Origin of the sequence: Streptomyces sp. MNU76 (assembly GCF_020982545.1) — a bacterium.
GTDB lineage: Bacteria > Actinomycetota > Actinomycetes > Streptomycetales > Streptomycetaceae > Streptomyces.
Genome location: NZ_JAJKLK010000030.1, coordinates 54,039 through 80,935, shown reverse-complemented (window position 1 = coordinate 80,935; position 26,897 = coordinate 54,039). Strand labels below are relative to the sequence as shown.

Genomic DNA, 26,897 nt, shown 5'->3' with positions numbered 1-26,897 from the left:
ACCGGCAGGGCAGGGCGGGGAGAGGGAAGGGGCGTGGGGCTCAGTACTCCAGCCGGCGCACCGGCTTGGGCGGGCCGAACCAGCGGGTCAGGGCCTGCTCCAGCCCGGCGTCGCCGGCGTCCCGGCCGGCCCAGACGATGTGACCGTCGGGGCGCAGCAGCACCCGGTCGGCGCCGTGCAGGAGTTCACGGTCCTCCGCGCGGACCGACACCGCGCTGACCCGGTCGGTCCAGCCGGCCGGCGGTTCGCTGGACGCCCCGGCGCGCAGGTCCACCAGGACGCCGCCGCCGGTGCGCAGCAGGCGCGGGGGGTGGACGCGGCCGTGCGCGGTGTGCAGGTCGGTGTGCGGCATCCGGGCGCCGAGCAGCGGGTGGGGGTCGCCCTCGATGTCGTAGCGCACGTCCAGGCCGCTGATCATCCCGGCGAGGTGGGTGCGGACGTCCTGCTGTGCGATGAGTTCGGTCAGCAGGGTGCGCAGCGGCTCCACCTCGGGTCCGCCGAGCAGCAGTTGGGCCTGGGCCCTGATGTTGGCCAGGACCCGCCTGCCCACCGCGTGCCGTTCGGTGTGGTAGGTGTCCAGCAGGTCGTCGCCGATCTTGCCGCGCAGGTGCAGCGCCAGTTTCCAGCCGAGGTTGAAGGCGTCCTGCAGGCCGAGGTTGAGGGCCTGGCCGCCGATCGGCATCTTCTGGTGAGCGGCGTCGCCGGCGAACAGGATCCGGCCGTGCCGGTAGTGGGTCAGCTGCCGGGAGGCGTCGGTGAAGGCGTTGACCCACAGCGGGGTGCCGCCGCTGATGTCCTCGCCGGTGACCCGCTTCCAGACGGTGATGATCTCCTCGAACTGGGCGCCTGCGGAGCGCCGCCCGGCGTCGGAGCCGAACTCGTGCACCATCACCCGGGTCACGCCGTCGGGGCGGCGCGCGGCGATGGCGAGCCCGTGCTCCAGGCGTTCGAAGCGCCGGTCGGGGATGTCGATGCCGGCGATGTCGGCGCGCAGCAGTTCCCGGCGGGCGTCCTGGCCGGGGAAGTCGGCGCCGATCAGCCGGCGCACGGTGCTGTCCTCGCCGTCGCAGGCCACCAGGTAGCGGCAGCGCAGGCGCAGGACGCCCTGGTCGCCGAGGGCCTCCAGTTCGACCCAGTCCCCGACCTCGCCGACGGCGACCAGCTCGTGCTTGCACTTCAGCTCCGCGCCCGAGGCCAGCGCCCACTCCTCCAGGACCGCCTCGGTCTTCGTCTGCTGCACCTTCCACTGGCCCGGGTGGGTGCTGGGCAGGGTGAGGTCGAGGGGGATGCCGCCGAAGTGCCCGCGCACCTCGTTCGGCGGCTCGCCGAGATCGGGTATCAGGCCCCGGCTCTGAAAGATCTCCATGGTGCGGGCGTGCAGGGTGGAGGCCCGCGACGTGGTGTCCGGGGCGCGCCGTTTCTCCACCAGCACCACGTTGACGTCGCGGGCCAGTTCACCGGCGAGCATCAGCCCGACGGGACCGGCCCCGACGACCACCACATCAGCCGTCAGGCGCTCCGCTGTCACGGTCAGGCCCGCTTCTGCTCGGCGTGGGCCTTGGCGTACGACAGCGTGGCGCAGCTGTTGGTGGACAGCGCCGTGTGCACGTACTCGCGGGCGTCGGCGACGGTGGCGTCGGGGCCGAGGATGCGCGCGATGTTGTCGGTGTTGAGGGTGACGGTGTGCTGCGAGGAGGCGGCGGTGCCCTCCTCGGTCTCCGTGAACGTCCACTCGCCGGTGTGCAGGGTCATCAGCGCGGGCAGCGTGACCTGCTTGTAGGCGATCCTGTGGTGCGGGAAGACCACCCGGTAGGACCTGGTGGTGTGCACCGAGCCGTCCTTGGCCCGGGTGTCCATCTGAAGTTCCTGCAGGCCGGGCGTCTCCTCGGTGAGGCGTACGACGGCCACGTGCGGCAGTCGCTCGGCCCACCGGTCGGCCTCGTTGACGAAGTCGTAGACGTCCTTGGCGCTTGCGGCGACGTGCACCGTGTCGGTGAAGGAGAAGGTCAGTTCCTCGGTGTCGGCGGCGTGCGCCCGCTCGACGTTCTCCTTGAGCGCGGCGAGTTCCAAGGTGCTGTTCTTGTCGACCGCCCGCTCGATCCACAGCAGGTCGTGCGGGTCGTCGCCCAGGGCGCTGTAGTCGTGCAGCAGGCGCACCCGGGAGCGCGCCTCGCCGAGCGGTTCGATGATCCAGGTGCCGCCCATGTGCTTGACGGGCGGTGCCGGGATCTCCTGGCGGAAGGTGATGGTCAGGTTGGCGGGGTCCAGGGTCCGGCGCGAGGTCCAGTCCTTGGGCTTGCCGTTGGCGGTGGCCCAGATCCGGATGCGCTCCTCGTCGGCCTGTGTCTGAAGCCGGTCGACGTGGATGGTGGGCGGGAAGATCCGCGGCCAGTTGGTCACGTCCGCGAGCAGTGCGTAGACGGCGGCGGCGGGGGCGTCGATGCCGATCTCGTGCTCGACCTCACGTGTGGTCATGAGGTTCTCCTCGAAGAAGGTCGGGTCGGTCAGAAGTTGCCCAGGCCGCCGCAGACGTTGAGGGCCTGGGAGGTGATGGAGGCGGCGGTGTCGGAGGCCAGGTAGCCGACCAGGCCGGCGACCTCCTCGGGCGTGGAGTAGCGGCCGAGCGGGATCTTGGCCTGGAACTTCTCGAGGATGGCGTCCTCGGAGGTGTCGTAGGCGGCGGCGTAGCCCTGGCGGACCCGCTGGGCCATGGGGGTCTCCACATAGCCCGGGCAGACGGCGTTGACGGTGATGCCGGTGGGGGCGAGCTCGTTGCCGAGGGCCTTGGTGAAGCCGACGACGCCGTGCTTGGAGGCGGAGTAGGGCGCGCCGAGGACGACGCCCTGCTTGCCGGCGGTGGAGGCTATGTTGATGATGCGGCCGCGGTTCTTGTGGCGCATGCCGCCGGTGGTCAGTGCCGCGCGGGTCATCCGGAAGACGCTGGTGAGGTTGGTCTCCAGCACGTCCTGCCACAGGTCGTCGGTGAGGTCGGCGGTCACTCCGCCGCCGGAGCGGCCGGCGTTGTTGACGAGCACGTCGACGGTGTCGAAGCGGTCGACGGCGGCCTGGACGAAGGCGTCGACGGAGGCGCTGTCACGGACGTCCACGACCGTGCCGTCCACCTGAAGGCCCTCGGCCTGGAGGTCCTTGACGGTGGCGGCGACGTTGTCGGCGTCGCGGGCGCCGATGAAGACGCGGTGGCCGGTCAAGGCGAGCAGGCGTGCCGAGGCCAGGCCGATGCCGCTGGTGGCGCCGGTGACGACGGCGACCTTCGCGGTGCTGTTGTCGCTCATGTCGCAGGTGCTCCTTTCAGGCGGCCTGGGCGGGCGCGAGCTGCGCGTTGACGACGTCGATGAAGGCGCGCGGGGTGTTGGCCTCGCCGACGGCCTCCTCGTCCAGGCAGATGCCGTACTCGCGTTCGATGAGGCTGCCGGTCTCCAGCAGGGCCAGGGACTCGTAGCCGATCACCTCGAACTCGGTGTCGAGGATGTCGGCGTCCAGGTCGACGCCCTCGGCGACCCCGGCGGCCTCCCGCAGGGTGCGCTTGAGGTCGGCGAGGGTGAAGAGCTTGGCGGTCATGGGTGGGTCCTTTCGTCGGAGGGGGTCGTTGGTTCGCGTCCGGTGGGTCATGCGGGGCGGCGGACGACCATGGCGGAGTTGAAGCCGCCGTTGCCGCGGGCCAGGACCAGGGCGGTGCGCACCTCGGCCGGGCGGGGCCGGCCCAGGACGAGGTCGAGCCCGTAGTCCGCACACGGGTCGATGTGCACCGTGGGCGGGAGGACCGCGTCCTGCATCGACAGCAGGGCGGCTGCGAGGTCCAGCGGCGCGCCGCCCGAGTACAGGCGGCCGGTCATCGTCTTGGGCACGGTCACGGGCACGCCCCGCTCCCCGAACACGTCGTTGATCGCGCGGGCCTCGATCAGGTCGCCGGCCGCGTCGCCGGCGCCGTCGGCGAAGACCACGTCGACGTCACGCGCGTCGGCGCCGGCGTCGGCGAGGGCGATCTCGACGGCCTTGCGCAGGGCGGGCGGGCGTCCGCTGCCGGGCCGGGGGTCGATCGTGGCGCCGTAGCCGGTGATCTCCCCGTAGATCCTCGCGCCCCGCGCGCGGGCGCTCTGGGCGTCCTCGGTGATGAGGATGGCGCCGCCCTCACCGGGCACGTAACCGCGGGCGTCGCGGTCGAAGGGCAGGTAGGCGCGGGCGGGTTCGTCGCTGGTGGACAGTCTGCCCGTGGTCAGCTGCGCCACCCAGCCCCAGGGGCAGATGGAGGCGTCGACCGCTCCGGTGACGATCAGGGAGGTGCCCTTGCGGATCTGCCGGCGTGCCTGCGCGACGGCGTCCAGGCCGCCCGCGCCCTCGCTGACGACGACCCCGGCGGGGCCCTTCATGCCGTTGCGTATGGAGATCTGGCCGCTGTTGACGGCGTAGAACCAGGCGAAGGACTGGTAGGCGGAGACGTACTGGCTGCCGCGGCTCCACAGGTTCTGCAGTTCGCCCTGGCCGAACTCGAAGCCGCCGGCGGCGGAGGCCGTGATGACGCCCATGTCGAACTCGGCGAACGCCGCGGGGTCGGCTCCGGCGTCCTTCAGCGCCCAGTCGGTCGCGACCAGCGCCAGCCGGGTGACCCGGTCGGTCTGCGGCAGCAGCCGGCTGGGCAGATGGTTCTCGGCCACGAAGGCGGGGATCTCGCCCGCCAGTCGGCTGGGGTAGTCCGAGGGGTCGAAGCGGGTCACCCGGCCCAGTCCGTGCTTGCCGGACAGGGTGGCCGACCAGTAGTCCTGCACTCCCAGGCCGTTGGGCGCGGCGACGCCCAGGCCGGTCACCACCACGGAGGCGGTCATAGAAGGCTCCTCTCCGGGCTGGCGAGCACCATGGCGCTCTGGAAGCCGCCGAAGCCGCTGCCGACCGTCAGGACGGCGTCGATGAGTTGGTCGCGGGCGACGACGGGCACGTAGTCGAGGTCGCACTCGGGGTCGGCGTGGTGGAGGTTCGCGGTCGGCGGGACCACGTCGTACTCCATGGCCAGCGCGGAGGCGGCGATCTCGATGGAGCCGATCGCGCCGAGCGAGTGGCCCACCATCGACTTGATGGAGCTGACCGGGGTGCGGTAGGCGTGCTCGCCCAGGCTGCGTTTGAACGCGGCGGTCTCGTGCCGGTCGTTCTGCTTGGTGCCCGAGCCGTGGGCGTTGACGTAGTCGATCGCCTCCGGGTTGAGCCGTGCCTCGGCGAGGGCGAGGTCGATGGCCTCGGCCATCTCCTTGCCGTCCGGGCGCAGGCCCGTCATGTGGTAGGCGTTGGAGCGGGTGGCGTAGCCGGCGATCTCGGCGTAGATGTGCGCCCCGCGTTCCTGGGCGCTTGCCAGCTCCTCCAGGACGAAGAACGCGGCGCCCTCGCCGAGGACGAAGCCGTTGCGGGTCTTGTCGAAGGGCCGGGAGGCGCACTCGGGTTCGTCGTGCCGGGGTGTGGTGGCCTTGATCGCGTCGAAGCAGGCCATGGTGATCGGTGAGATGGGCGCGTCGGAGGAGCCGGCGATCACGACGTCGGCGGAGCCCTCGCGGACCAGCTCGACGGCGTAGCCGACGGAGTCGATGCCGGAGGTGCAGCCGGTGGAGACCACCGTGGAGGGGCCCTCGGCGCCGACGGCCCAGGCGACCTCGCAGGCGAAGGAGCTGGGCACCATGTAGTCGTAGAGCTGCGGCACCGCGTAGGTGTGGTCCAGCACGTCGAGGCGGCCGCCGTCGCTGACGACGCGGTACTCCTGGTCCAGGCCCATGGTGGCGCCGACGGCGCTGCCGACGGTGACGCCGACGCGGTGGGGCTCCAGCGCGGCCAGGTCGATGCCGCTGTCGGCGACCGCGCCGCGCGAGGCGACGACGGCGAACTGCGCGGCCCGGTCCAGGCGGCGGACCTCCTGGGGGCTCAGGCCGTGCTCGTAGGGGGCGAAGTCTGCCTCGGCGGCCACCCGGGAACGGAAGGGGGAGGGGTCGAAGAAGGTGATGCCGCGGGTGGCGGTACGGCCGCTGCTGAGCAGCTGCCAGAAGTTCTCCCTGCCCACACCGCCGGGGGCGATCACCTCGATGCCGGTGATGACAACGCGACGTCGGCTCACGCGGACGCCTCCCAGTGGTAGAAGCGGGTGGCCATCGCGTCGGCCGGGGAGCGCCAGGTCGCGGGGTCGTAGGCCTCGATGAAGGGCTTGAGGTCGGCGCTGATCCGCACGAAGCGGGGGTCCTGCTTGGCGGCCTCGATCAGTTCGCCGCCGTTGTCCTCGTCGAAGTCCTGGAGGTGGAAGTACAGGCCCCGGTAGGAGAACAGCTGGCGGCGCCGCGTTCCCATGCGGTGGGGCATCTCGGTCCGGTCGAACTCGGCGAACAGCCGGGCCACGTCGGTGCTCGAGGTGGCTGTCATCCGGGCGACAATGAGCGTGCTGTGCATAGGTTTGGCTCCTCGGCGTGTGCGTGGAGGGGTTCGCTTCGTTCGCTTCGCTGGCTTCGGCGCTGGCTCTCCAACGCCTCGACAGTGCGGCCCGGCGGTAGCGCCCGGCCCGCGCAGCGCCTGAGTCCGGCCGGAGCCGGTGACGGCGGGCACGGACCCGGGTGCGGACCCGGGTGCGGGCATGCGTACGCCTCCGGACGGACCGGCACACCGTGGGCGGCCGGGCAGTCCGGAGGCGTGCGGGCGGGGCGGCGCGTCACGAAGGACGCGCCGGGTTCACTCGCCGGCGGAACGGGTGTGGACCACCTGGTAGGTGTTCACGTCCGCGGAGGTGGCGACCGCGCGCACCCGGCCCACGGCCTTGGCACGGCCCTCGGGCCACTGCTCGGCGGGCTGGTCGCGGTAGGCCTCGAAGGCCTCCTTGCTCTCCCACTGCGAGTAGGAGACGACGAACAGACCGTCCAGGCCGCGGGCGCGCAGGCCCTTGAGGACGACGTGCGAGACGAAGCCGGGCACGTCCAGGAACCACCTCTGGCCCTCGCCGAGCGCGTCGACGAGCTCGTCCTGGTCGCCTGCCTCGACGCCGAAGACGCCGATGACGGTGTAGTCGTCGCGGTGCGGGCCGATGTCGGCGACGCCGCCCTGGCCGGGCTGGGTCAGCACGAAGCTGACCTCGTTCTGCAGCAGGCGGATGGAGGTGGTGATCTCGCCGAAGACCGGCAGCGTGCGGTGCTTGAACTCCTCGCCCGAGTACCGCTTCTCCAGGTCCTCGCCGCTGCGCCACTGGATGAAGTTGGCGGTGCCCGGGCTCTGGACGCCGGCGTGCACGGTGGAGGACATCCAGCCCTCGTACGTCGCCGCGTCGACGATCTTCGTCATCTCCTCGATCAGCTTGTCCTGCTTCTCGGGAGCGTCGGTGGTGAACAGGTTGAGGACGGTCAGGTGCTTGTCCTCGACGGAAATCTTGGGCATGGGTCCTTCGCTTCCTTTGGATACGGACGAGTTGCCGGTGCGCGGCTGTTGTCAGCCGGCGGAACCGAACCAGCGGGTGAGGGCGTCGGTGAGGCCGTCCGGGCCGGTGCCGGCCGGGCCGACCCAGGCGACGTAGCCGTCGGGGCGGACGAGGATGCCGTCCACGGGCACGTCGCAGTCGAACTCGACGGCGACGGTGTCGAGGCGGTCCTGCCAGCCGGCGGCCGCGCGGGCGAGGCCGTGGTCCCCGCCGAGTTCGAGCAGCACGGGCCGGCCGGGGTGCAGCAGGGTGGTGCTGGAGACCTTCTCGCCGGCGACGACCAGGTCGCGCTCGGGCAGCCGGCGGCCGAGCAGCGGATGGTCGGCGCCGCCGACGTCGTGGCGGATGTCCAGGCCGGTGACCATGCCGACCAGGTGGCGCTGGACGCCAGGGTGGGCCTGCACCAGTTCGGAGAAGACCTCGCGCATCGGCTCCATGTCGCCGCCGCCGAGGTAGAGGCTGCGCTGGGCGAGGGTGTTGGTCAGGATGCGGGCGCCGACCGGGTGGCGTTCGCTGTGGTACGTGTCCAGCAGCCCCTCGGGAGCCTGGCCCTTGATCTCCAGGGCCAGCTTCCAGCCGAGGTTGACGGCGTCCTGGATGCCCGCGCTCATGCCCTGCGCGCCGATCGGCAGGTGGATGTGGGCGGCGTCGCCGGCCAGGAAGGCACGGCCCTTGCGGTACTGGGCGGCCTGCCGGCTGACGTCGGTGGTGGAGCTGACCCACAGCGGGGTGGCGCCGCTGATGTCCTCGCCCGACAGCCGCCGAAACGCCTCGGCGACCTCCTCGAAGGTGATCGGGCCGTCGGCGGTGCGCACGGGCTGCGCGGCGTCGTAGTAGATGACGCGGCAGCGGTCCGGGCCGAGCGGCATCACCATGACCATGCCGCCGGGCACGCGTTCGCCGCTGAAGCGGGGGCGCAGGCTCACGCCGGTGATGTCGGCGAACCGCAGCTCCAGCGTGGGCTCGGTGCCGGGGAAGTCGATGCCGGCGGCCCGGCGCACCAGGGAGCGGGCGCCGTCGCAGCCGACCACGTAGCGGGCACGCAGTGTGCCGGCGCCGTCCGCGCCCTGGACGGTGACGCTCACGCCGTCGTCGTCGAGGTCCACGCCGGTGACCTCGACGCCGCGGCGCACATCGGCGCCCAACTGCGCCGCCCAGCCGCCCAGGACGCCCTCGGTGCGGGCCTGCGGGACGCCGCGGGCACCGTAGGAGCCGCCCTCGATCACCTGGTAGTCCAGCGGCACGCCGCCGAAATGACCGGCCGGAATGACGCCGACCTCACCGAAGCGGGCCATGAGTCCACGCTGCGCGAACTCCTCGATGGTCCGCGCCGAAAATCCCAGAGCACGTGATTCACGAATCGGCTCGTCCAGCTTGTCCAGCACGGTAACCGAGACTCCATTGAGCCTCAGTTCACCCGCGAGCATGAGTCCGGTGGGACCCGCCCCCACAACAATGACATCCGCGTCGAAGAAATTCATTTGTCCTCTTCTCACTGGTGTACGGCCAGTATCGCGAGGGCTTTCGACGGCGGTAAATAGCCATAGGTACAGGTCTTCTGCAAGGAATGCCAGAAGAACGTCGGGAACGTCAGATCTTTGTCAAATGTACTTGCCGGGCGGGGGTATATCGGCGGCATTCTCAGGCATGAACTCCACTCGGACCATCGATGAATCCACTCGGACCGGAGATCACCCCACCGACGTCGGCGAATCCCGCGCCGACGTCGCCGACCTTCTCGCCCGCTATTTCGTCTCCCTCGACGACGAGGAACTCGACGACGCCTGGGCGGCCGGGCTGTTCACCGAGGACGCCGTCGTGGCGTTCCCGATCAGCCGGCACCAGGGCGCCCGGGGCATGGCCGCCTACCACCGTGCGGCACTTGAGGCGTTCGCGGCCACCCAGCACCTGGGCTCCCCGCCCGTGGTGACGGTGGAGGGCGAGCGGGCCGTGCTGCGCGCCAACCTGATCTCCACCCATGTCCACCATGCGCACCATGCCCGCCCGCAGGGGGAGTTGGAGCCGCTGTTCGCCACGGGGACGTTCGTCGACGGCGAGGCCCGCCGGACGCCCGGGGGGTGGCGGCTGAGCCTGTTGTCGTTCCGGCTGCTGTGGGCCGACGGCACCCCGCCGCCGCCGACGACGACGGGGTGAGCCCTTCGTTCGGGTTCGGCCGTGTTCGGACGGGTTCAGGGGGCGGCACCGGAGGTGTTCCGCCCCCCCCCGCCCGCGTCCGCCGTGTGTTCCCCGGGTGGTGTTCAGGTGTTCAGGTGTTCAGGTGTTCAGGTGCAGGACGCGGTCGACCGCGATCTCGATGACCACCCGGCCGGGCGGGTTGGGAGGGGCGGACCAGTACCGCTTGGCGTAGAGCCCCGCGCCCAGCGTCACCCGCGCGGGATCGTCGACGACCGTGCCGGTGCCCTCCAGGGTCACCCAGGTGAACCCGTGGACCTGGCACAGTGCCACCCGGCTCCCCGGCGCGGCCAGCAGATTCCTCGCCTTGCGCGAGGAGGCGACCGTCATGACCCGGGCCAGCCCGGCGGCCGGGTCCCAGGTGAAGCGCACCGGCGCCACGTGGAGCGAACCGTCGGGGCGGATCGTCGTGAACGCCGCGACCTCGGCCGGGTCGTTCAGGAACGCCTCGGCCGCGGCGGGCACCCGCACCGCGGCCGGGCGCTTGCTCGACAGCGACATGTTCCTTCTCGTCCTCCCCCTCGAACGGGCCCTGGATCGTGTTCAGTCGATGCTGCGGACGATGGTGAGGAACTCGTCGTCCTCGTCGTCGGCCCCGGCCAGCCTGAGCAGCGGCGCCACGCCCACCGGAACCATCCCGAACACCGCCATGTCGATCTCCCGGAACTCCTCAACGCGCTCGCTCATGGGCGCCTCCTTCGTGGTCGGTCGCCTCAGGGTGTCAAGACTCGCTCGGGGCCCGGTCGACGCCGCCTTTGGAACCCGTGGGGCGCGGCCGGAGCCGCACGGTGCGCCGGCTGTGGCGCGGCGGCGCGATGACGGGCGGCATGTCGGAGCCGAGCGCGGACAGCACCTCGCCGACGGTCTCGCCGCCCGTGGTGACGGGCAGCAGGCGCAGCAGCCGGGCACAGTGCGTGGCCAGCAGGCGGGCGTCCCGGTCGGAGACCCGGGCCCGGTCGTGGACCACGCTCAGGCGCAGGGAGCCGTCCGCGCTCCGGTGGGCGAGGAGGGCGACGGGTACGGCGGGGTGCGCGCCGTCGGCGTGTTCCATCTCCAGGCGTACTCCGGCCGCGCCCAGTTCGGCACGCAGTCCGGCGGGCGGACGGGGCCCACCGGCCACGGCCACCAGACTCTCCACCAGCTTTCCGCCGGTCGCGGCGCGCCCCGTCCACTCGTGGATCTGCCCGATGGCGACCCATTCGTAGGCCGCCATGTCCAGCGCCCGGTCCCGCAGGGCGGCCAGCAGCCGGCCCAGCGGCTGCTCGGGGTCGACGGTCACGACCATCGGCAGGCTCGTGCGCAGGGGCCCCACCAGTCGCTCGACGCCGTCCAGGGGGATGCCCCGCCCCGAGACGGTGACGCCGAAGCCCACCGGCAGGCTTCCGGGCACCCGTTGCGCGCGGTGGATCAGCAGCGCCCAGACGGCCTGCAGGGTGCTGGAGTCGGGCAGGGCCCGGGCGGCGGCCCAGCGGTGCAGCCGCCCGGCCTCGCCGACGCTGAGCCGTACCTCGGCGCGGCCGCAGCCGGTCTGCCGGGTGTCGGGGCCGGGCAGCAGCGGCAGGAGCGCCGGGTCGCCGGCGGGCACGGTCCGGCTCCACAGCTCCCGGGCCGGGGCGGGGTCCTGTCCGTCGAGCCAGCGTGTCCAGTCCCGCAGGTCCGGCCTGCGCTCGCCGCCGGGCAGCACCCCGTCGGCGAGGTAGGCCCGGCAGAACTCCTCCAGCAGCACGAAGACGCTGCCGGTGTCCAGCAGCGCGTGGTGGAAGGTCAGCAGCATCCGCGTCCCGGACGGCGCCGGCCCGGATGTGCCGCGGCCGGGCACGTCGACGAGGGTGACGCGCAGCGGGCCGGGGCGGCGCAGGTCGAAGCCGCGCAGCCGGTCCTCGGCCAGCAGTCGGGCGAAGTCGACGCTGCCCGCCGGATGCCGTACGACCTCGATGCGGGCCCGGTCGTGGACCACCAGGCGGGGGGTCGGGCCCCAGGCGAACGACGAACGCAGGACGGTCTCGCGGGCGATGACGGACTGCCAGGCGGCGGCGAGCCGGTCGGGGTCCAGCGGTCCCTGCCAGCGCCACGTCAGCTGCTCGACGTGCCTGCCGCTTCGGGCGTGGGCGAGGGAGTCGAGCAGGACGTCGTACTGCTGCCGGGTCACGGGCAGCGCGGTGCGGGTGGGGCGGCCGGAGGGGGCGGTGCCGCCGCGGACCCGGTCGCGCCCGGAGCGCGGGCGCCTCGGCCTCGCCATGGTTCCCCCTCCCCGGCGCGGCGGCCGGTCCGGTGCGGGCCCCGCCCCCGGGGGCCCGGGAGCCGCCCGAGGGCGTATCGCTCCGGCAGCAAGCGTGCCGGGGCGTACCGCCGCACGACTGACACCGCGCCGACACCGCTCCAGGCCCGCCGGAGCATCCCTCGACATGTGCCGGGGGACACGTGCTGAGGTCGTACGCGTGCCGGGGGCGTGAACCCGCGATGAGCCGTCAAGAGGGTGTCAGCGCTCCTCCGGGGCCTTGGGCTGCATGGCGGAGAGGAAGCCGTGGTCGAGCATGGTGTGCACGGAGGTGTCGTCGGCGGTGTTCAGGCCCGCGTCGTGACAGGCCACGCTCAGCAGGTAACGGTCCATCACCGGGTGCGTGGCGAAGTCCCACTCGCCACGGCTGGCCGCGCTTCCGTCGGGGGCGCGCAGCCTGCCGCCCGGGCTGAAGCCGAACTCGTTGAAGCCGAGCCGCAGTCCCTGGCCGAGCGCCTTGCTGTAGGCCTCCTTGAGGGTCCACAGCCGCAGGATGTGGGCGGTGCGCCGGTCCTCGGACATCGCGGCCACCTCGCGCGCCTCGGCGGGGGTGAGGATCTGCTTCTGGAGCAGGTCCAGCCGCACCAGGCGGTCGGCGGGCTCCACGTCCACGCCGATGCGGCCGGTGCGGCTGAGCCCGACCGCCATCAGGTCGCCGGTGTGACTGAGGCTCAGTTCGATCTGGTCGAAGCCGCGCAGATACGGCCGCCCGCCCAGGCGGTAGGCGATCTCCAGGTACTGCGGCGGGGTGACCAGGGCCGCGGCTGCCGTGTACTTGATGAGCAGCCGCGCGGCGGCGAACCGGTAGCGCACGGCGGCGTCGGGCGTACGCCGGTAGCGGTGCCAGTCACGGCCGAGCAGTTCCCGCAGCCGGGGGGTGGTCAGGACACTGGGCAGCCACTCGCTCCACGTCGTGTACACCAGTGCGTTGCCGAGCCGCGCGAGGTCCTCCTGCACACCGCGCCAGGGCCCCGCCGGCCGCGGCACATGGAGGGGTACCGCACATCTCACCCGGTTCATCGTCGTCTCCCTGCGTGTCGTGGTCTCCCGGCCCGCCCGCGCAGAACAGGGAGGCGGTCATGGGGGCGGTGACGGGGGCACGCCCGCGCCGTCGCAACCCGGACGGCGTCGTCGCGCCCGGCGTCCCTGGCCCGGCGCCCGGCGCCCGGTGCCGGTGCCGAGGGGGCGAGGCCCCGGCGTAGGTGCGCGTGGGGCCGGGCCGTCTCAGCCGGCCAGCTGGGTCGCGTACAGGTCCAGGCTGTGTCCGTCGCGGCAGCGTTCCAGCAGTTCGGCCAGGACGGTGTGCTCGGCCTGGGCCGGTACGTCGGGCACGTCGGCGCCGAGTCTGCGGCCGATGCGTCCGAGGGCGAGCACCGCCCAGGCGGGGTCGGCCAGGAAGGGGTCACCGCCGTCCTGGTGCTCGAAGACACCGAGGCAGGCCGCCGCGGCCAGGACGAGGGCGTAGCGGTCGGCCAGGGCGCAGGCCTGCGGGTCGAAGGCGGTGCCGCCGGCGGCCGGCAGGGCGGCGCACCGTGCGCGCAGCACCTTCAGCTCGTCGACGAACGCCCGCGCCAGGGCGGCGAGAACACGCTCCAGCGGGCCACCGCCGGTCCGGGCCGAGAGTCGTTCGGCGGCGCCGATCAGGGACGCGGTGAGCAGGTCGTCGGTGCCGGAGTGCGCGAGCCGGCGGTGGTCGAAGACGGGCAGCGGCGCCCCGGGGGTGAACAGGGCGGCCGGCGGCTCCGCGGACCGGAACCACGTCGTACGGGCCAGTGTGGGAAGTTGGGGCACGAGCACCGCCTGGCACACGGCCGTGCCCGAGTGCCCGAGTCCGGCCACCGGCAGGTCGCGCGCGAGTTTCTGGAAGCCGCCGTAGAGCGGGCCGCGGTCGTAGCCGCGGGCGCCGAGCACGGCGGCGAGCTCCTCCAGGTTCTCGCGCAGCAGGTCCGGCATCGTGTACTTGACGGCCGCGGCGAGCAGATAGGCGTCCTCGGGCAGGAGGCTGAGCGCGCGCAGTCCGGTGACGGCCATCGCGTCGCAGGCCAGCAGGTCGGCGAAGACCCCGGCGAGCGCCCGCTGCCGACGGCGCGAGGGCCGGCGGTCGGGGCGGTTGACGGTGGCCGCGCGCACGGCCTGGCGCAGGACGCTGTCCACGCCGGCCAGGACGGTGCCGGGGATGAGGCAGTGGCTGATCTGGAAGCTGCGCAGCGCCAGCGACACCCCGTCGCCGACCTCGCCGACCACGGCCATGGCGGGCACGGGCACGTCGATGAGTTCCAGTCCGCAGAAACGTGCTCCGCGCATGCCGGGCGTGTGGACCCGCTCCAGCCGCCGTACCTGTCCGGAGGCCGGCGGTTCGGGCCCCAGCAGCAGCACCGAGTGGCTGTCGGGGCCGTCCTGGGCGGAGGTACGGGCGTAGGCGACGAAGGTGTCGGTGCGGTCGGCGTTGATGACGGCGTCCTTGCGGCCGTTGAGGAGGAACCCGCCGCCGGGGGCGTCCACGGCCCGCAGTTCGTGCCGGAGGATGGCGTTGGCGTGCGCCACCTCGCGGTGCACGATCGAGATCCGTCCGCCGCCGTTGAGCACCCGGGCCAGGGTGCGGCGCTGGGCGTCGTCGCCCGCGGTCCACACGGCCGAGGCCGCGAACAGCGAGGTGATGCCGAAGCCGTAGCCGAGTGCCAGGTCACGGCGGAACAGCGGGCGCAGCACCCGTGCCAGCCGTTCCAGGTCCCGAAGGTGCCCGCCGAGGTCGGTGGGGACGAACTCGGCGGCCAGGCCCGCGTCGGCGAGCAGGGTCTCGGTGGCCTCGGGCACCTGGCGGGCGTCGTCGGCGCGCAGCAGCGCCAGGTGGCCGTGAGGGTTGGCGGGGTCGAAGGGGTCTGCGAGCGCGGCCTCCAGGCGGGCGGCGCGCTCGGGTTCGCCGCCGCTCCGGCGCGCGGGGCGGGACACGGCCGGCAGGCCCGCGGTCGGCTGTCCGGCGGTGGTCACAGGACACGCACCGCGCCGACGGCGTACTGCGTGGCGTACTGCAGCACCAGCAGCCCCGCCTGCCCGATCCGGTCGCGCACGTGCCGGGCGGCCTGTGCCGCGTCCGCGTCCGGGCCCAGGACGGCCGCGATGCCTCGCTCGTCGAGGAGCACGTTGTGCCGGGCGGTGAGGTTGACGCCCCGCTCGTCGGGTTCGAGCAGCCATTCGCCGGTGTGCGCGGTCAGCAGCGGGGAGGTACGGGTCTGCTTGTAGACGATCCGGCCGGCGCCGGGGAAGCAGATCCGCACCGACTCCGTCTCGTGGGCGGTGCCGTCGACGGTGAGGCTGCCCATCGACATCACCTGCACACCGGCGGCCTTCTCGGAGACCTCCAGGGTGCGCACGTGCGGCAGTTCGGCGGGCCATGCCTCGGCCCGGTAGAGGAAGTCGAAGATCAGCTCGGCGGGCGCCCTGACGTGCACGGTGTCCTCGAAGGACAGGGTGAGGTCGTCCAGGCGGGTCCAGCGCTCGGCCAGGAAGGCCAGCCGGTCGAGCTGGGCGCGGCTGTTGGCGGCGGTGACCTCGCGCACCCAGGACACGTCGGCGGGCGCGTCGTCGGCGACGGTGAAGCTGTGCTCCAGGGTCACCCGGCAGCCGTCGCCGAGCGGCCGGACGGTCCACACGCCGCTCATGGAGGTGAGGGGGGCCTCGGGCAGGTCCTGGGTGAACTGAACGCGCAGGGCGGCCACGTCCAGGTGCCGGCTGGAGACCCAGGAGCTGACCTTCTCCCCCGCGACGGCCCACAGGCGCAGCCGCTCCCGGCTGCCGTCGAAGTCCAGTTGCTCCACGTGGACGCAGGGCGGGAAGAACAGCGGCCATTGCGTGGCGTCGGCGATCAGCCCGTACAGCACGCCGGCCGGGGCCGAGGCGGTCACGTCGCTGACGGCACGGTGCACTCGCGGTTCGGGCATCGTCCACACCCTTCGTTGTTCGAGGCGGCGCCGCCGCGCCGGTGGGAGGTTCCCGGCCGCGGGTCCCGCCCGAGCGGCGGTCCCGCGCCACACGGGCGGCATCCGGGGGGTGGCCCCTCGTTTCGGCGTTGCCGGCGGCCGTGCCTTCGACCCTGTCCGGAACCGCTCGTGATCCGCACGTGCCCCGCTCGACCTCCACTGGAGCCCGGCCGGGGCGGCGCAGGTCGCGGGCTCCGGCCCGGTCCGTGTGCCGAGCCCTCGACGCGCCGCCACCAGGCCGGTGGCGCCGGCCCGCGTCGTCCTGCCCACCGGCGCGCCCGGTCGCCGCACCGGCGCGCCCGGCCCCGCTCCACCGGGAGGCGGCGCGCGCTCAAGGACCGCGGCGGACGGTGGCCACCCGAAGAGCGACGCCCGAGGAGGCCCACGGTGAAGCCCCTGCGTCCCTGTCTCCGCCTCGTGCGCAGCCTGTGGGACGGCCTCGTGGTCTACGGACTGCTGGCGGTGTGCGGCGAGACATCGGCGTACGAGGCCTCGGCCCGTCGGGCCCCCCTGCGGAGCCTGCCCCCCGGCCATCCCGAACGCCTGCGCACCGGCCTGCCCCTGTCTCCCCTGGAACGCCGCCTGGCCCGCGAGCTGGCCGGCCTGGAGCCCGGCCACCGGGAATCGGCCTAGGGCCGCACGCGCCGTGCGGTGCCGTGGTGTCCGGGCCGGGCGGGGCCGGGCGCCGTCACGGCGGGTGTCCGGTCCCGCCCGGCCCGGCTCACGCGCCGGGCGCCCTCAGTACGGCTGCCGCGTTGAAGCCGCCGCGGCCCGGGCCAGGACCAGGGCGGTGCGCAGGCCGGGCCGGGGGCGGGGCGGTCGACGACCAGGTCGACAGGGCAGTCCGGGGCGACGGGGCCGGTGCCCGTGGTGGGCGGGATGACCTCGTCGCGCAGGGAGAACAGGGCCGCGGCCAGGTCCAGGGACGAACCCCCCGCCGCCAGGCGGCCGGTCATCGTCTTGGGGACGGTGACGGGCACCCCGTAGGGCCCGAACAGTGCGCACAGCACGGCGCTCTCGGCGAGGTCGCCGGCCCGTTCGCCCGCGCCGTCGGCGAAGACCACGTCGATCTCCCCCGGTGTCACCCCCGCGTCGTTGAGGGCGAGTTGGGCGGCCTCCCGCAGCCGGGGCGCGTCGGGCCCGTCGAAGGTGGCGGCGCAGCCGGCGACGATGCCGTAGCCGGTCGCCCCGCGCCGCGCGGCGGCTTCGGCGTCCTCCACGACGAGCAGCGCCCCGCCCTCGCCCACCACGTGGCCGTCGGCGGCCGCGTGGAAGGGCCGGTAGGCGCGCAGCGGATCGGCGGTGCGGCTCATGCGGCCGTCGGCCAAGTGCGCCGCCCAGCCCCACGGGCACAGGGTGGAGTCCACGCCGCCGGTGACCATCAGCTGCGTGCCCTCGCGGATGCGGCGCCGGGCGCGGGTGAGGGCGTCGATGCCGCCGGCCTGTTCGCTGATGATGGTGGAGCCGGTGCCGCGCAGCTGGTGCCGGATGGCGATCTGCCCGGGGCCGGCGCCGTGGAACCAGCCGGAGGACTGGTAGACGCTGACGTTGCGGGCGCCCTTGTTCCACAGCGCGGCGAGCCCGCGCTGGCCGAACTCGGTGCCGCCCGCGGAGCTCGCGGTGATCACACCGGCCGCGTAGCCGGGCAGGCCCGCCGGGTCGGCGCCGCAGTCCTCGATGGCTTCCCTGGCCGCGCAGAGCATGAGGCGGGTGGCCCGGTCGGTCTCGGGCAGCAGTCTGCTGGGGACGTGGTCGGCGTCGACGAAGTCGTGGATCTCACCGGCCAGGCGCACCGGGTAGCGGGAGGCGTCGAAGCGGGTCAGCGGTCCGATGCCGCTGCGGCCCCGCAGCAGGGCCTGCCACCAGGCGTTCGCGCCCAGCCCGTTGGGGGCGGTGACCCCGATGCCGGTGACGAGCACGTCGGCCGTCGGTCCCCCGCCCGGCTGCGTCGGGGCTCCGGCCGGGCCGGTCGCCGCGTTCTGGCCCATCGTCACACCGCCTCCTTCAGCTGTGGCTGGGTGAGCACCGTGGCGCTGTGGAATCCGCCGAATCCGCTGGCGACGCTGAGCACGGTGCTGGTGCGCATCTCCCGCGCGATCAGCGGTGTGTAGTCGAGGTCGCAGGTCGGGTCCGGTTCGCGCAGGTTGGCCGTGGGCGGGACGGTGTCGTGCTGGATGGCGAGCGCGCTGGCCACCACGTCCAGGGCACCGGCGGCGCCGAGGGCGTGCCCGATCATCGACTTGATGGAGCTGATGGGGATGGAGCGGGCGTGCTCGCCCAGACCGGCCTTGATGGCATGGGTCTCGTGCCGGTCGTTGGGCCGGGTGCCGGCGCCGTGGGCGTTGACGTACTCGACGTCGACCGGGTTGAGCCGTGCCTCGTCCAGTGCGGCCCGGATGGCGGCGGCCATCTCCTGTCCGCCCGGGCGCAGCCCGGTCATGTGGTGGGCGCTGTTGAGGGCCGCGTACCCGGACAGTTCGGCGTAGGCGCGGGCGCCGCGGTGCCGGGCGTGCTCGAGTTCCTCCAGTACGACGACGGCGGCGCCCTCGCCGAGCACGAACCCGTCGCGGGTGCGGTCGAAGGGGCGCGAGGCCGTGGCCGGGTCGTCGTTGCGGGGGCTGGTGAGCCGCATACGGTCGAAGCAGGCCATGGTGATCGGGGAGATGGGCGCCTCCGCGCCGCCCGCGACGACGATGTCGGCGCTGCCCTCGCGGATCAGGTCTGCGCCGTGGCCGATGGCGTCCAGGCCGGAGGTGCAGCCGCTGGAGACCAGGCCCACCGGGCCCTGCGCACCCACGTCGCGGGCGACGACGGCCGCGAGCGAGCTGGGCACGAGGTAGTCGTAGAGGAATTCACCGGCCCTGGTGTGATCCACCGTCCAGGTGCTGCCGAAGTCGCTGAGGATGGCGTACTGGGTGGCCATGGCCGTGGTGCAGCCGATCGCGCTGCCCAGGCTCACCCCGGTGCGCAGCGCGCGGGCGTCCCCGGCGTCGCCGAGCCCGCTGTCGGCGATCGCCTCGCGCGCGCTGACCAGCGCGAACTGGGCGACGCGGTCGAGGCGTTCGGTGTCGGCGAGGGTGAAGCCGTGCGCGGCGGGGTCGAAGTCGACCTCGGCGGCGACCTGGGAGCGGTAGCCGGAGGCGTCGAAGAGGGTGATGCCGCGGGTGGCGGTGCGGCCGGAGGTGAGCAGCGACCAGAAGTCGGCGGTGCCCACCGCGCTGGGTGCGACGACCCCGATGCCCGTGATGACGACGCGCTTCATCGCTGTCCCCTCGGCGCCGGCGTGGCGACGCGGTCGCGGCAGGCCAGCCCGACCAGGTGCGGCAGGTCGGGGGAGTCGGCGAAGAAGTGGTCCCCTGTGACGGTGTGGCTGACGATGGGGCCGGTCGCCCACCGCTGCCAGTGGTCGAGCGTCTCCGGCTCGGTCAGCGGGTCGTCGCTGCCGGCGAAGACCAGTACGGGGCAGGTGACGGGACCGCCGGTGGCCGGGTCCAGGGCGGCGGCGCGCAGCGAGGCGGCCAGGCGCAGGTCGTCGCGGAGCACGGGCAGCACGCTGCGCCGCCACAGCCCGCCCGGGGAGGCCGAGGTGCCCTGCGGCAGTGAGCCGAGGTGGTCCAGCAGGGGCAGCAGTTCGACGTCGGGCAGGTCGGCGGCGCCCACCAGGGCGGTGCTCGTGTGCGGTGGGGGCAGGCGCCCACGGCGAGGAACAGGGGCGGCGGGGCTCCGGCGTCGGCGAGGGCCGGGTGAGGGTGTAGGCGACGAGGGCGCCCAGGCTGTGCCCGTACAGCGCGTAGGGGACCGAGCGGGCCGCGGTCAGCAGTTCGGGCAGCAGGTCGGCGAGGAGGGCGGCACGGTCGGTGACACGTGGCTCTCGTCGGCGGTGGTCGCGGCCGGGCAGCGGCAGGGGCGTCACGTCGACGGCCGTTCCCGCCGCCACGGGCCAGCGCCGGTAGCTGGCCACTCCCGCGCCGGCGTGGGCGAGGCAGTAGAGTCTGACCCGCCCGTCCCCGCCCCGTCGTCCTGCGTACGGGAAGCCATCCGTCGCCCTCCTGAAGAAGTCCTGGAGCCGCGCAGGGGTCTGCTGCGGCCTGGTCGCGGTGCGGTGCCCGCCCGCGCCGGCGCGGACTCCACCTCCAGAGCCTGACGTGTGCGACTCGGGCGGCGCTCGACCGGCACCGGCTTCCGCGGGCCCCCGCCCCCTCGGTGTGCGTGCCGTGTCCTTCCCGCCGTCCCGGCACCAAAGTTGCGGGTGTCGCGTCCGCTGCCCCGGCAGGCCCGGGTCCTTCGGCGGTACGTCCGCTCAGGCGGCGTACAGGTCGAAGGTGGAGGTGCGCCGGGGGCCGGAGAGGACGTCCAGGCGTGGGTCCACGGCGAGCATCGCCTGGTGCATGCGCTGCAGTTGCGGGGAGGGCTCCACGCCGAGTTCGTCGATGAGCCGCTGGCGCAGTCGGCGGTACACGTCCAGCGCGGCGGCCTGCCGCCCGGAGCGGTAGAGCGCCAGCATGGCCTGCGAGTGCAGTCCTTCGTGCTGGGGGTGACGGGCGATCAGGTGGGTGAGTTCGGCGATGAGCTCGACGTGCCGGCCGAGTCTGAGGTCGGCGTCGATACGGCGTTCCTGGGCGACCAGGCGGCTCTGGTCCAGGCGCATGACCTCGATCTCGAGGATCGGCCCGACGCGGACGTCGACGAGGGCGGGGCCGTCCCACAGCTGCAGCGCCTCGCGCAGGAGCGTGGCGGAGCGTTCGTCCTCGCCGTCCTCGAAGGCCTGTCGGCCCTCGGCGAGAAGCCGCTCGTAGCGGTAGACGTCGACGGACTCGGCCGGTATCTGGAGCAGGTAGCCGCCGTAGCGGGTGGCCAGGACGTCCTTGGCGGTGCCCGGGGCGCCGGGACCCATGGCGGTGCCGAGCATGCGGCGCAGCTGGAGGATGTACGTCTGGAGCGTGGTGAGCGAGCTCTGCGGCAGGTTGGTGCCCCAGATCTCCTCCATGAGCGTCGGTACCGGGACGACCCGGCCCGGGTAGAGCGCCAGCAGGGCCAGGATCTGACGGGGCTTCCCCGCCGTCGGAACGATCGACATTCCATTGACTTCGGCATTCAACGTGCCCAGAACTTTTATCTCCATGATTCCTCCGAGCCAAGTCGTCCTTCGGTTACGCGTTCGGTTTTCGACTCTCTGAATAGTGTCCTGCCGCAGCAGTATTTGTCATTGCCGACAGGCACAGGCTAGAGGAACCTGACCTTCTTCCGAGCCGCTCGCCAGGCAGGCTCGAGAATTTCTCGAGTCCTTTTGCAGCCGGATCGTTCATCCATACTGACGTCCGGCTGATAAACCGCTGACATCGTGTTTCCGGGGCGTCCTGGCGGTGGTGAACCCCTGTCCCGGGGCGGGCAGGTGCTGTTAGTTTTCCGGCCATGGCGAAGGAACCGCGAGGCACGTCTCCCGGTCGTGGTGCGGACCCGGTCACCCGGGAGGTGCTGAGCCGTCTCGCGAAGCCAGCGGGGTCCGCGCCCCCGGACCCCGCCGGCTTCGGTGACGCGCCGCAGGGGTACGAGTTCTTGCCAGACGTACCCGGCAGAGCGCTGCTGACCCTGCTCGGCGCCCACCATCGCCGCACCCTCCAGGTCGGCTTTCCCGATCTGGAGGTGGATGCGGCCTGAGACCCTCTTGAGGAAGCCTGCACAGACCCCTGAAAACAGCTGGTGAATCCGGCGGAGCGACCGCCGGGCAACTAGCTTCACCCGAGAAGAAAGCCCCCGGACATTGCCGCCGAGAATTTCTCGGAGATCGTTTCCGGCGGGCGATTCGGTCGCCCGAATCCGGGTCCGGCCGCCGTTTCACTGGTTTTCTCGGGGCAGGGCTAAATGGAATTTCAGATTCTTGGTTCGGTCCAGGTCCACGACGAGCGCACCGGTGTCCTCATCGTGCCCATGGGTGCGAAGCAGCGTGCGCTGCTCGGCACCCTGGTGGTACGGGCCGACCAGCTGGTGCCCACCGAGCTCCTCGTCGACGAGCTGTGGGGCGAGCACCCGCCGGCCAACGCGGCCAATGCCCTGCAGGCCCATGTGGGCCGGCTGCGGCGGCTGTTGCCGGGGGGAACGCCGGGCTCGGGCGAGCAGCATCACGAGTTCCTGGTGACCCGTCCGCTGGGTTATGTGCTCAGTCTGGGGCACGCCGAGACGGACGTGCGGTGCTTTCGCCGTCTCGCGCAGGAGGGGCGGGCGCTGGCCCCCGGCGACCCCGCCGGCGCGGCCGAGGTGCTGCGCCGGGGCCTGGCGCTGTGGCGCGGCCCGGCCCTGCAGGGCAGCGGACGCGGCCCGGTCTGCTCGGCCGAGGCGGCACTGCTGGAGGAGATGCGGCTGACCGCTCTGGAGCGGCTGTACGAGGCCGACCTGCGGACGGGGCGCGGCCGGGAGATCACCGGCGAGCTGGAGGAGCTGACGGCCGCTCACCCGCTGCGGGAACGCTTCTACGAGCTGCTGATGACCGCGCTGCACCGCTGCGGCCGGCAGGCGGAAGCACTGGGCACCTACGACCGGGCCCGCCGCGCCCTCGTGCACGACCTGGGCATCGAACCGGGCCCGGCGCTGCGCGCCTGCCTGGAGACGATCCTGCGCCAGGACCCCTGGTCACCGGCCCCGGACCTGTCACCGTCCCCGGCGCACACGCCCGCTCCCCACGGAAACGAACCGCAGGCGACGCCGCTCTTGCCCCGCACCGATCCGGTGCCGGGACCACCGGCCGCGACGGCGGCCGCGCGTCCGGCGGGCGACGCGCCGGGCGTACGGGTGCTCTACGAGGAGTTGCTCCGGCTGCGCGGCCACATCGAGCGCCTCACCCGCGAACAACGCGCCCTGGCCGAGCGCCTGGACCACGTGGACCGTGCGGGCCGTGCAGACCGCGTGGAGCGTGTAACAGCACCGCGGGCGGTGGGCCGCTGAGGCCCAGTGGGCCGGTGCGGCCACTGCGGCCGGTGCTGCCGTCGTGCGGGAGTCGGTGAGGCCCGGGCGGGTTCGGTCCCCGTCCCGGACCGCGTCCCGGTGACCGGGGCCGGGGCCGGGGCCGGGGCCGGGGCCGGCCCGGCGCTCGGCACCCGGCGGCCGTCGCGCCGGGAGGTGCCTCTCGTTCCGCCTGCTCGCCGCCCCGGGCCGCCCACCGTCTCCTCACCGGTGAGCCGCGCGTACGGCGGCGCCGTGCCGGGGCCACCCTGTCCTGCCCTCCCCGGTCCCGCGGCGGAGGCCGCCGGTCAGCGTCGAAGTCGCCTCAGCGGCCTGCCAGTTCGGGGCCGCGGGTCATGAGGCGGCCTCCCGCGGCGCCGGCCGGGGCGGGGTCGGCGACTCGGGGCGGGCCATGAGGACCGAGCGCTGGAGGCGGCTGAGCGCCGTGGAGGGCTCGAGTCCCAGCTCGGCCACGAGGGTGGCCCGCAGCCGCTGGTAGACGCTCAGCGCCTCGCCGCGTCGGCCGGAGCGGTGGAGCGCCAGCATGAACTGGCCGTGCAGGCTCTCGTGCATGCGGTACTGCTTGACCAGCACCGTCAGTTCCGACAGCAGCTCACGATGGCGGCCCAGACGCAGATCGGCCTCGATGCGCTGGTCCAGCGCGCACAGCCGCGACTCCTCCAGCCGCCGGATCTCCATGTCGATCTGGCCGCCGGCCTGGATGTCGGTGAGCACCTGGCCCTTCCACAGCGAGAGCGCGTCGGCCAGACGGCGCGCGGCTCCGGTGTGGTCCTCGGCGTCCATGGCCCGGTAGCCCGCTCCCGCGCGCCGCTCGAACTCCCGGAAGTCCACGGTGCCGCCCCGGCTCTGCAGGCGGTAGCCGCCGGGGACGGTGGTGAGGATGTCCTTGGCGGTGCACCGCTCGTTCTCGTCGTGCGCCAGCGCCTCGGCTATCAGCTCACGCAGCTGCAGCACATAGGTCTGGAGCGTGGTGCGCGCACTGCGCGGTGGGTTCTCGCCCCACAGTTCCTCGATGAGCGTGGCCACGGAGACCACTTGGTCGGCGTTGAGCGCAAGGAGGGCGAGGACCTGCCGCGGCTTGGGCGCCGTTGGGACGACCGACACTCCGTTCTCGCGCACCGACAGCGCACCCAGCACTTCGATGTCCACGTTCTCCCCCTGGAGTCAGGCTTCAGGACCGATGCATCTCGACCTGTGAACTCCATAAAAAAACAGCACGGATGGTTTGTCAATACCAGACCACCCGTGCTGTTTGCGGCAGACCCCCGAGAGGCACTCGCGCTAAGAAACCTAACAAAATACTGCAATATCCCCTAAGTTACCGACGGAAAGCTGCGAGGAAGGCGCCCGGAAGTCGACCGGACGCCCAAGAGGGCGAATAAAAGAGACCATCCGGTCTTATCCGCGAGTTCCGCGGGCATCCAGGGCGGTGAGCAGCTCCGAGGCGGCCAGCGTGGGCAGCAGCAGCTCCCAGAACCTGGCGACGGTCCGTCGGGAGAGCCAGTCACCGTCGCGCCGGGCGAGCATGTCGAACCCCGCGGTCGTGGCCACCACGGCGGTGACCACGGCCGGGGCGGAGACGTCCTCGCGCAGCTCACCCGCCTGGTCGGCGCGCGTGAGCAGATACTCGACCCAGTTCTGCCAGTGCGCGCGCACATCGACCCGCGGCCCGAGGCCGGCCGCCCTGCCGAGTTCGAACCCCGCCCGCAGCACCACGTCGTCCCGCAGTCCCCGCGCCAACCGGTGCGTGGTGTCCACGAGGTTCTGCAGGCCACCGACCGCGGGGGTGTGATCCACGATGTCGCGCAGGCGCAGGGCCGCCGCGTCCTCGACAGCCTCCGCCAGCGCGGCCTTGTTGGCGAAGTGGAAGTGCAGTGCCCCGCTGCTCACCCCGGCCTGCGCGCTGATGGTGGTGAGCGAGGCGACCGCGTACCCCTCCCGGTCGAAGACCTCGGCCGCGGACCTGATCAGGTTCTCCCTGGTCCGCGCCGCCCTTTCCTGTTTGACCATCGCGTGCTCCGTTACTGAGGGGGATTGCCGTGCTTGCGGGAAGGGGAGTCGGCGTGCTTGGTGCGGAGCATGGTCAGGGAGTTGATCAGTACTTCGCGGGTCTCGGCGGGGTCGATGACGTCGTCCACGAGACCGCGCTCGGCCGCGTAGTAGGGATGCATCAGCTCGGCCTTGTACTCCTTGACCATGCGTTCACGCATCGCCTCGGGGTCGTCGGCCTCGGCGATCTGGCGCCGGAAGATGACGTTGGCGGCACCCTCGGCACCCATGACCGCGATCTCGTTGGTCGGCCACGCGTAGCTGAGGTCGGCGCCGATGGACTGGGAGTCCATGACGATGTAGGCGCCTCCGTACGCCTTGCGCAGGATCAGCGAGATCCGGGGCACGGTCGCGTTGCAGTAGGCGTACAGCAGCTTCGCGCCGTGCCGGATGATCCCTTCATGTTCCTGGTCCACTCCCGGCAGGAATCCGGGAACGTCCAGCAGGGTCACGATCGGGATGCTGAAGGCATCGCACATCTGGACGAACCTGGCACCTTTTTCGCTCGCCTCGATGTCCAGCACACCGGCCAGCGCCTGCGGCTGGTTGGCGACGATACCCACGACCTGTCCGTTCAACCGTGTGAGGGCGCAGATGATGTTGCGGGCCCAGCGCTCGTGGACCTCCAGGTACTCGCCGTCGTCGACGATCTCCTCGATGACCTTGGCCATGTCGTAGGGCCGGTTGCCGTCGGCCGGGACCAGGTCGAACAGCGCCTGTGAGCGCCGGGCCTGGGGATCGGCGCACGGCACGCACGGTGGGTACTCGCGGTTGTTCTGGGGGAGCATCGACAGCAGGTAGCGCACCTCGGCGATGCAGGTCTCCTCGTCGTCGTAGGCGAAGTGCGCCACGCCGGAGGTCTCGGCGTGCACGTCCGCGCCGCCCAGGCCGTTCTGGGTGATCTCCTCGCCGGTGACCGCCTTGACCACGTCCGGACCGGTGATGAACATCTGCGAGGTCTCACGGACCATGAAGACGAAGTCCGTCAGGGCGGGGCTGTAGGCCGCGCCGCCCGCGCAGGGACCGAGCATCACACTGATCTGCGGGATGACGCCCGAGGCCCGGGTGTTGCGCTGGAAGATGCCGCCGTAGCCGGCCAGCGCCGAGACGCCCTCCTGGATCCGGGCGCCCGCGCCGTCGTTGAGCGAGACCAGCGGGGCACCGGCCGCGATGGCCATGTCCATGATCTTGTGGATCTTCGTGGCGTGGGCCTCGCCCAGCGCCCCGCCGAAGATCCGGAAGTCGTGCGCGTAGACGAAGACCGTACGGCCCTCCACCGTGCCCCAGCCGGTGATCACACCGTCGGTGTACGGCTTCTTGGCCTCCAGACCGAACCCGGTGGCCCGGTGCCGGCGCAACTGCTCGACCTCGTTGAACGAACCCGCATCCAGCAGCAGCTCGATGCGCTCCCGGGCCGTCAGCTTGCCCTTGGCGTGCTGCGCCTCGGTCGCCCTCTCGCTGGGGCCGGCCAACGCCTCGGCCCGCACCAATCCCAGTTCCGCCACACGCTCGCGGGCGTCTGCCGCCCCCGAGGTCCGGGGGATGTCATTCACAATGGTCACGGCGTGTCCCTCCCTCGTGGTGAGGCCCGGAGGAGCTACTTCCATCCTAACAAACCGTCCAGGCGGTTTTGGATGAGCGGGCCGTTCGTGCATCAGCCATGAACGACGACGGCGGCGGCCTACTGCCAGCTGTACGGGGAGCGGTAGGCGTCGGGCGCCCGCTCCGGGCGCCACGGCGGGACGTCGGGCGTCTGCTCCTCCCCGGTGTCCTCGCCCCGGGCCGCCAGCAGGGAGAACAACACGACGGTGAGCGCGGCGAGTTCGGCGTCCGTGGCTCGGCCCCGCTCCACCCGGAGTACCGCTCGCGTGCTGCTCATCCGGTCGGCTCCCTCTTCGTCGGAATTCCCCGCAACCGTCGGGCACCGCACTCAAGAACCGCTCTCGGCCCGGTCGAGATCCCTCCTCCGAGCGGGCCCTGCGCCCTGGAGGAGTGC

At 72.7% G+C, this 26,897-nt stretch carries 27 protein-coding genes and 1 pseudogene; 4 read left to right on the top strand and 24 right to left on the bottom strand.

Going from position 1 to position 26,897, the window contains the following annotated elements:
• Positions 1-40 precede the first annotated feature (40 nt).
• The 9 genes from E4N62_RS44040 to E4N62_RS44000 all read right to left on the bottom strand — a co-directional run bounded on the left by E4N62_RS44040 (position 41) and on the right by E4N62_RS44000 (position 8,874).
• Positions 41-1,528, bottom strand: a complete 1,488-nt coding sequence (locus tag E4N62_RS44040) for an FAD-dependent oxidoreductase (protein WP_230223859.1) — start codon at positions 1,526-1,528, stop codon at positions 41-43.
• A gap of 2 nt (positions 1,529-1,530) precedes the next feature.
• Positions 1,531-2,475, bottom strand: a complete 945-nt coding sequence (locus E4N62_RS44035) for an aromatase/cyclase (RefSeq protein WP_230223857.1) — start codon at positions 2,473-2,475, stop codon at positions 1,531-1,533.
• A 29-nt stretch (positions 2,476-2,504) separates the two neighbouring features.
• A complete protein-coding gene (gene fabG, locus E4N62_RS44030; protein WP_230223856.1) occupies positions 2,505-3,293 on the bottom strand; it encodes a 3-oxoacyl-ACP reductase FabG in 789 nt (262 codons plus the stop codon).
• A gap of 16 nt (positions 3,294-3,309) precedes the next feature.
• Positions 3,310-3,579 carry an acyl carrier protein gene (locus E4N62_RS44025; protein ID WP_184903541.1) on the bottom strand — a complete coding sequence of 90 codons (270 nt, stop codon included), beginning with the start codon at positions 3,577-3,579 and terminating at the stop codon, positions 3,310-3,312.
• A gap of 47 nt (positions 3,580-3,626) precedes the next feature.
• Entirely contained in the window at positions 3,627-4,841 is a 1,215-nt protein-coding gene (locus E4N62_RS44020; protein ID WP_230223855.1) for a ketosynthase chain-length factor, read from the bottom strand.
• Positions 4,838-6,109: a beta-ketoacyl synthase gene (locus E4N62_RS44015; protein WP_230223854.1), complete on the bottom strand. Its 1,272-nt coding sequence runs from the start codon at positions 6,107-6,109 to the stop codon at positions 4,838-4,840. Before E4N62_RS44015 ends, E4N62_RS44020 begins: the two co-directional genes overlap by 4 nt.
• Complete coding sequence (locus tag E4N62_RS44010) at positions 6,106-6,435, bottom strand: TcmI family type II polyketide cyclase (RefSeq protein WP_184903535.1); 330 nt, start codon at positions 6,433-6,435, stop codon at positions 6,106-6,108. Before E4N62_RS44010 ends, E4N62_RS44015 begins: the two co-directional genes overlap by 4 nt.
• A 276-nt stretch (positions 6,436-6,711) precedes the next feature.
• On the bottom strand, positions 6,712-7,407 hold the full coding sequence (locus E4N62_RS44005; RefSeq protein ID WP_230223853.1) for an antibiotic biosynthesis monooxygenase: 696 nt from the start codon (positions 7,405-7,407) through the stop codon (positions 6,712-6,714).
• 51 nt (positions 7,408-7,458) lie between these two features.
• Positions 7,459-8,874, bottom strand: a complete 1,416-nt coding sequence (locus E4N62_RS44000) for an FAD-dependent monooxygenase (RefSeq protein ID WP_230224219.1) — start codon at positions 8,872-8,874, stop codon at positions 7,459-7,461.
• Between the two features lie 220 nt (positions 8,875-9,094).
• On the opposite strand from E4N62_RS44000, the gene E4N62_RS43995 reads away from it, so the two are divergent.
• Entirely contained in the window at positions 9,095-9,601 is a 507-nt protein-coding gene (locus E4N62_RS43995; RefSeq protein WP_230223852.1) for a nuclear transport factor 2 family protein, read from the top strand.
• A gap of 120 nt (positions 9,602-9,721) precedes the next feature.
• On the opposite strand, the gene E4N62_RS43990 is transcribed toward E4N62_RS43995, so the two are convergent.
• The 6 genes from E4N62_RS43990 to E4N62_RS43965 all read right to left on the bottom strand — a co-directional run bounded on the left by E4N62_RS43990 (position 9,722) and on the right by E4N62_RS43965 (position 15,856).
• Entirely contained in the window at positions 9,722-10,141 is a 420-nt protein-coding gene (locus E4N62_RS43990) for a pyridoxamine 5'-phosphate oxidase family protein (protein WP_230223850.1), read from the bottom strand.
• Between the two features lie 42 nt (positions 10,142-10,183).
• Positions 10,184-10,327 (bottom strand): hypothetical protein, encoded by a 144-nt coding sequence (locus E4N62_RS43985; protein WP_159041017.1) that lies wholly within the window; start codon positions 10,325-10,327, stop codon positions 10,184-10,186.
• Positions 10,328-10,361: 34 nt separating this feature from the next.
• A complete protein-coding gene (locus E4N62_RS43980) occupies positions 10,362-11,879 on the bottom strand; it encodes a condensation domain-containing protein (protein WP_230223848.1) in 1,518 nt (505 codons plus the stop codon).
• A gap of 240 nt (positions 11,880-12,119) precedes the next feature.
• Complete coding sequence (locus E4N62_RS43975; RefSeq protein WP_230223846.1) at positions 12,120-12,938, bottom strand: 4'-phosphopantetheinyl transferase superfamily protein; 819 nt, start codon at positions 12,936-12,938, stop codon at positions 12,120-12,122.
• A 204-nt stretch (positions 12,939-13,142) separates the two neighbouring features.
• A complete protein-coding gene (locus tag E4N62_RS43970) occupies positions 13,143-14,906 on the bottom strand; it encodes an acyl-CoA dehydrogenase (protein WP_230223845.1) in 1,764 nt (587 codons plus the stop codon).
• Complete coding sequence (locus E4N62_RS43965) at positions 14,903-15,856, bottom strand: aromatase/cyclase (RefSeq protein WP_230223844.1); 954 nt, start codon at positions 15,854-15,856, stop codon at positions 14,903-14,905. Before E4N62_RS43965 ends, E4N62_RS43970 begins: the two co-directional genes overlap by 4 nt.
• 426 nt (positions 15,857-16,282) lie before the next feature.
• Here E4N62_RS43965 and E4N62_RS43960 point away from each other — a divergent pair, with 426 nt between their 5' ends.
• Positions 16,283-16,528, top strand: coding sequence for a DUF6059 family protein (locus tag E4N62_RS43960; protein WP_230223843.1), 246 nt, complete (start codon positions 16,283-16,285; stop codon positions 16,526-16,528).
• Here the strand turns inward: E4N62_RS43960 and E4N62_RS43955 are convergent.
• The 5 genes and pseudogenes from E4N62_RS43955 to E4N62_RS43935 all read right to left on the bottom strand — a co-directional run bounded on the left by E4N62_RS43955 (position 16,525) and on the right by E4N62_RS43935 (position 21,017).
• Positions 16,525-17,883: a beta-ketoacyl synthase N-terminal-like domain-containing protein gene (locus tag E4N62_RS43955; RefSeq protein ID WP_308186374.1), complete on the bottom strand. Its 1,359-nt coding sequence runs from the start codon at positions 17,881-17,883 to the stop codon at positions 16,525-16,527. The two genes, E4N62_RS43960 and E4N62_RS43955, sit on opposite strands and share 4 nt — an antisense overlap.
• A 2-nt stretch (positions 17,884-17,885) precedes the next feature.
• Positions 17,886-19,157: a beta-ketoacyl synthase gene (locus tag E4N62_RS43950; protein ID WP_230224217.1), complete on the bottom strand. Its 1,272-nt coding sequence runs from the start codon at positions 19,155-19,157 to the stop codon at positions 17,886-17,888.
• The gene (locus E4N62_RS43945) at positions 19,154-19,555 is read right to left on the bottom strand and encodes a hypothetical protein (protein ID WP_230224240.1); all 402 of its coding nucleotides are present in this window, start codon (positions 19,553-19,555) and stop codon (positions 19,154-19,156) included. The genes E4N62_RS43950 and E4N62_RS43945 overlap by 4 nt, the downstream gene beginning before the upstream one ends.
• Before the next feature lie 139 nt (positions 19,556-19,694).
• A pseudogene (locus E4N62_RS49090) lies at positions 19,695-19,832 on the bottom strand (thioesterase); the annotation flags it as partial.
• 363 nt (positions 19,833-20,195) lie between these two features.
• Entirely contained in the window at positions 20,196-21,017 is an 822-nt protein-coding gene (locus E4N62_RS43935) for an AfsR/SARP family transcriptional regulator (RefSeq protein WP_230223842.1), read from the bottom strand.
• Positions 21,018-21,307: 290 nt separating this feature from the next.
• Here E4N62_RS43935 and E4N62_RS43930 point away from each other — a divergent pair, with 290 nt between their 5' ends.
• Positions 21,308-21,553, top strand: coding sequence for a hypothetical protein (locus E4N62_RS43930; RefSeq protein ID WP_230223841.1), 246 nt, complete (start codon positions 21,308-21,310; stop codon positions 21,551-21,553).
• 204 nt (positions 21,554-21,757) lie between these two features.
• Entirely contained in the window at positions 21,758-22,834 is a 1,077-nt protein-coding gene (locus E4N62_RS43925; RefSeq protein WP_230223840.1) for an AfsR/SARP family transcriptional regulator, read from the top strand.
• 351 nt (positions 22,835-23,185) lie between these two features.
• Here E4N62_RS43925 and E4N62_RS43920 read toward each other — a convergent pair whose 3' ends face one another.
• The 4 genes from E4N62_RS43920 to E4N62_RS43905 form a co-directional block, all read right to left on the bottom strand.
• Positions 23,186-24,001 (bottom strand): AfsR/SARP family transcriptional regulator, encoded by an 816-nt coding sequence (locus E4N62_RS43920; RefSeq protein WP_230223839.1) that lies wholly within the window; start codon positions 23,999-24,001, stop codon positions 23,186-23,188.
• 249 nt (positions 24,002-24,250) lie between these two features.
• A complete protein-coding gene (locus tag E4N62_RS43915; protein WP_230223836.1) occupies positions 24,251-24,862 on the bottom strand; it encodes a ScbR family autoregulator-binding transcription factor in 612 nt (203 codons plus the stop codon).
• A gap of 11 nt (positions 24,863-24,873) precedes the next feature.
• On the bottom strand, positions 24,874-26,463 hold the full coding sequence (locus E4N62_RS43910; protein WP_230223834.1) for an acyl-CoA carboxylase subunit beta: 1,590 nt from the start codon (positions 26,461-26,463) through the stop codon (positions 24,874-24,876).
• A gap of 119 nt (positions 26,464-26,582) precedes the next feature.
• A complete protein-coding gene (locus tag E4N62_RS43905) occupies positions 26,583-26,780 on the bottom strand; it encodes an acyl-CoA carboxylase subunit epsilon (protein WP_230223831.1) in 198 nt (65 codons plus the stop codon).
• Positions 26,781-26,897: the final 117 nt, after the last annotated feature.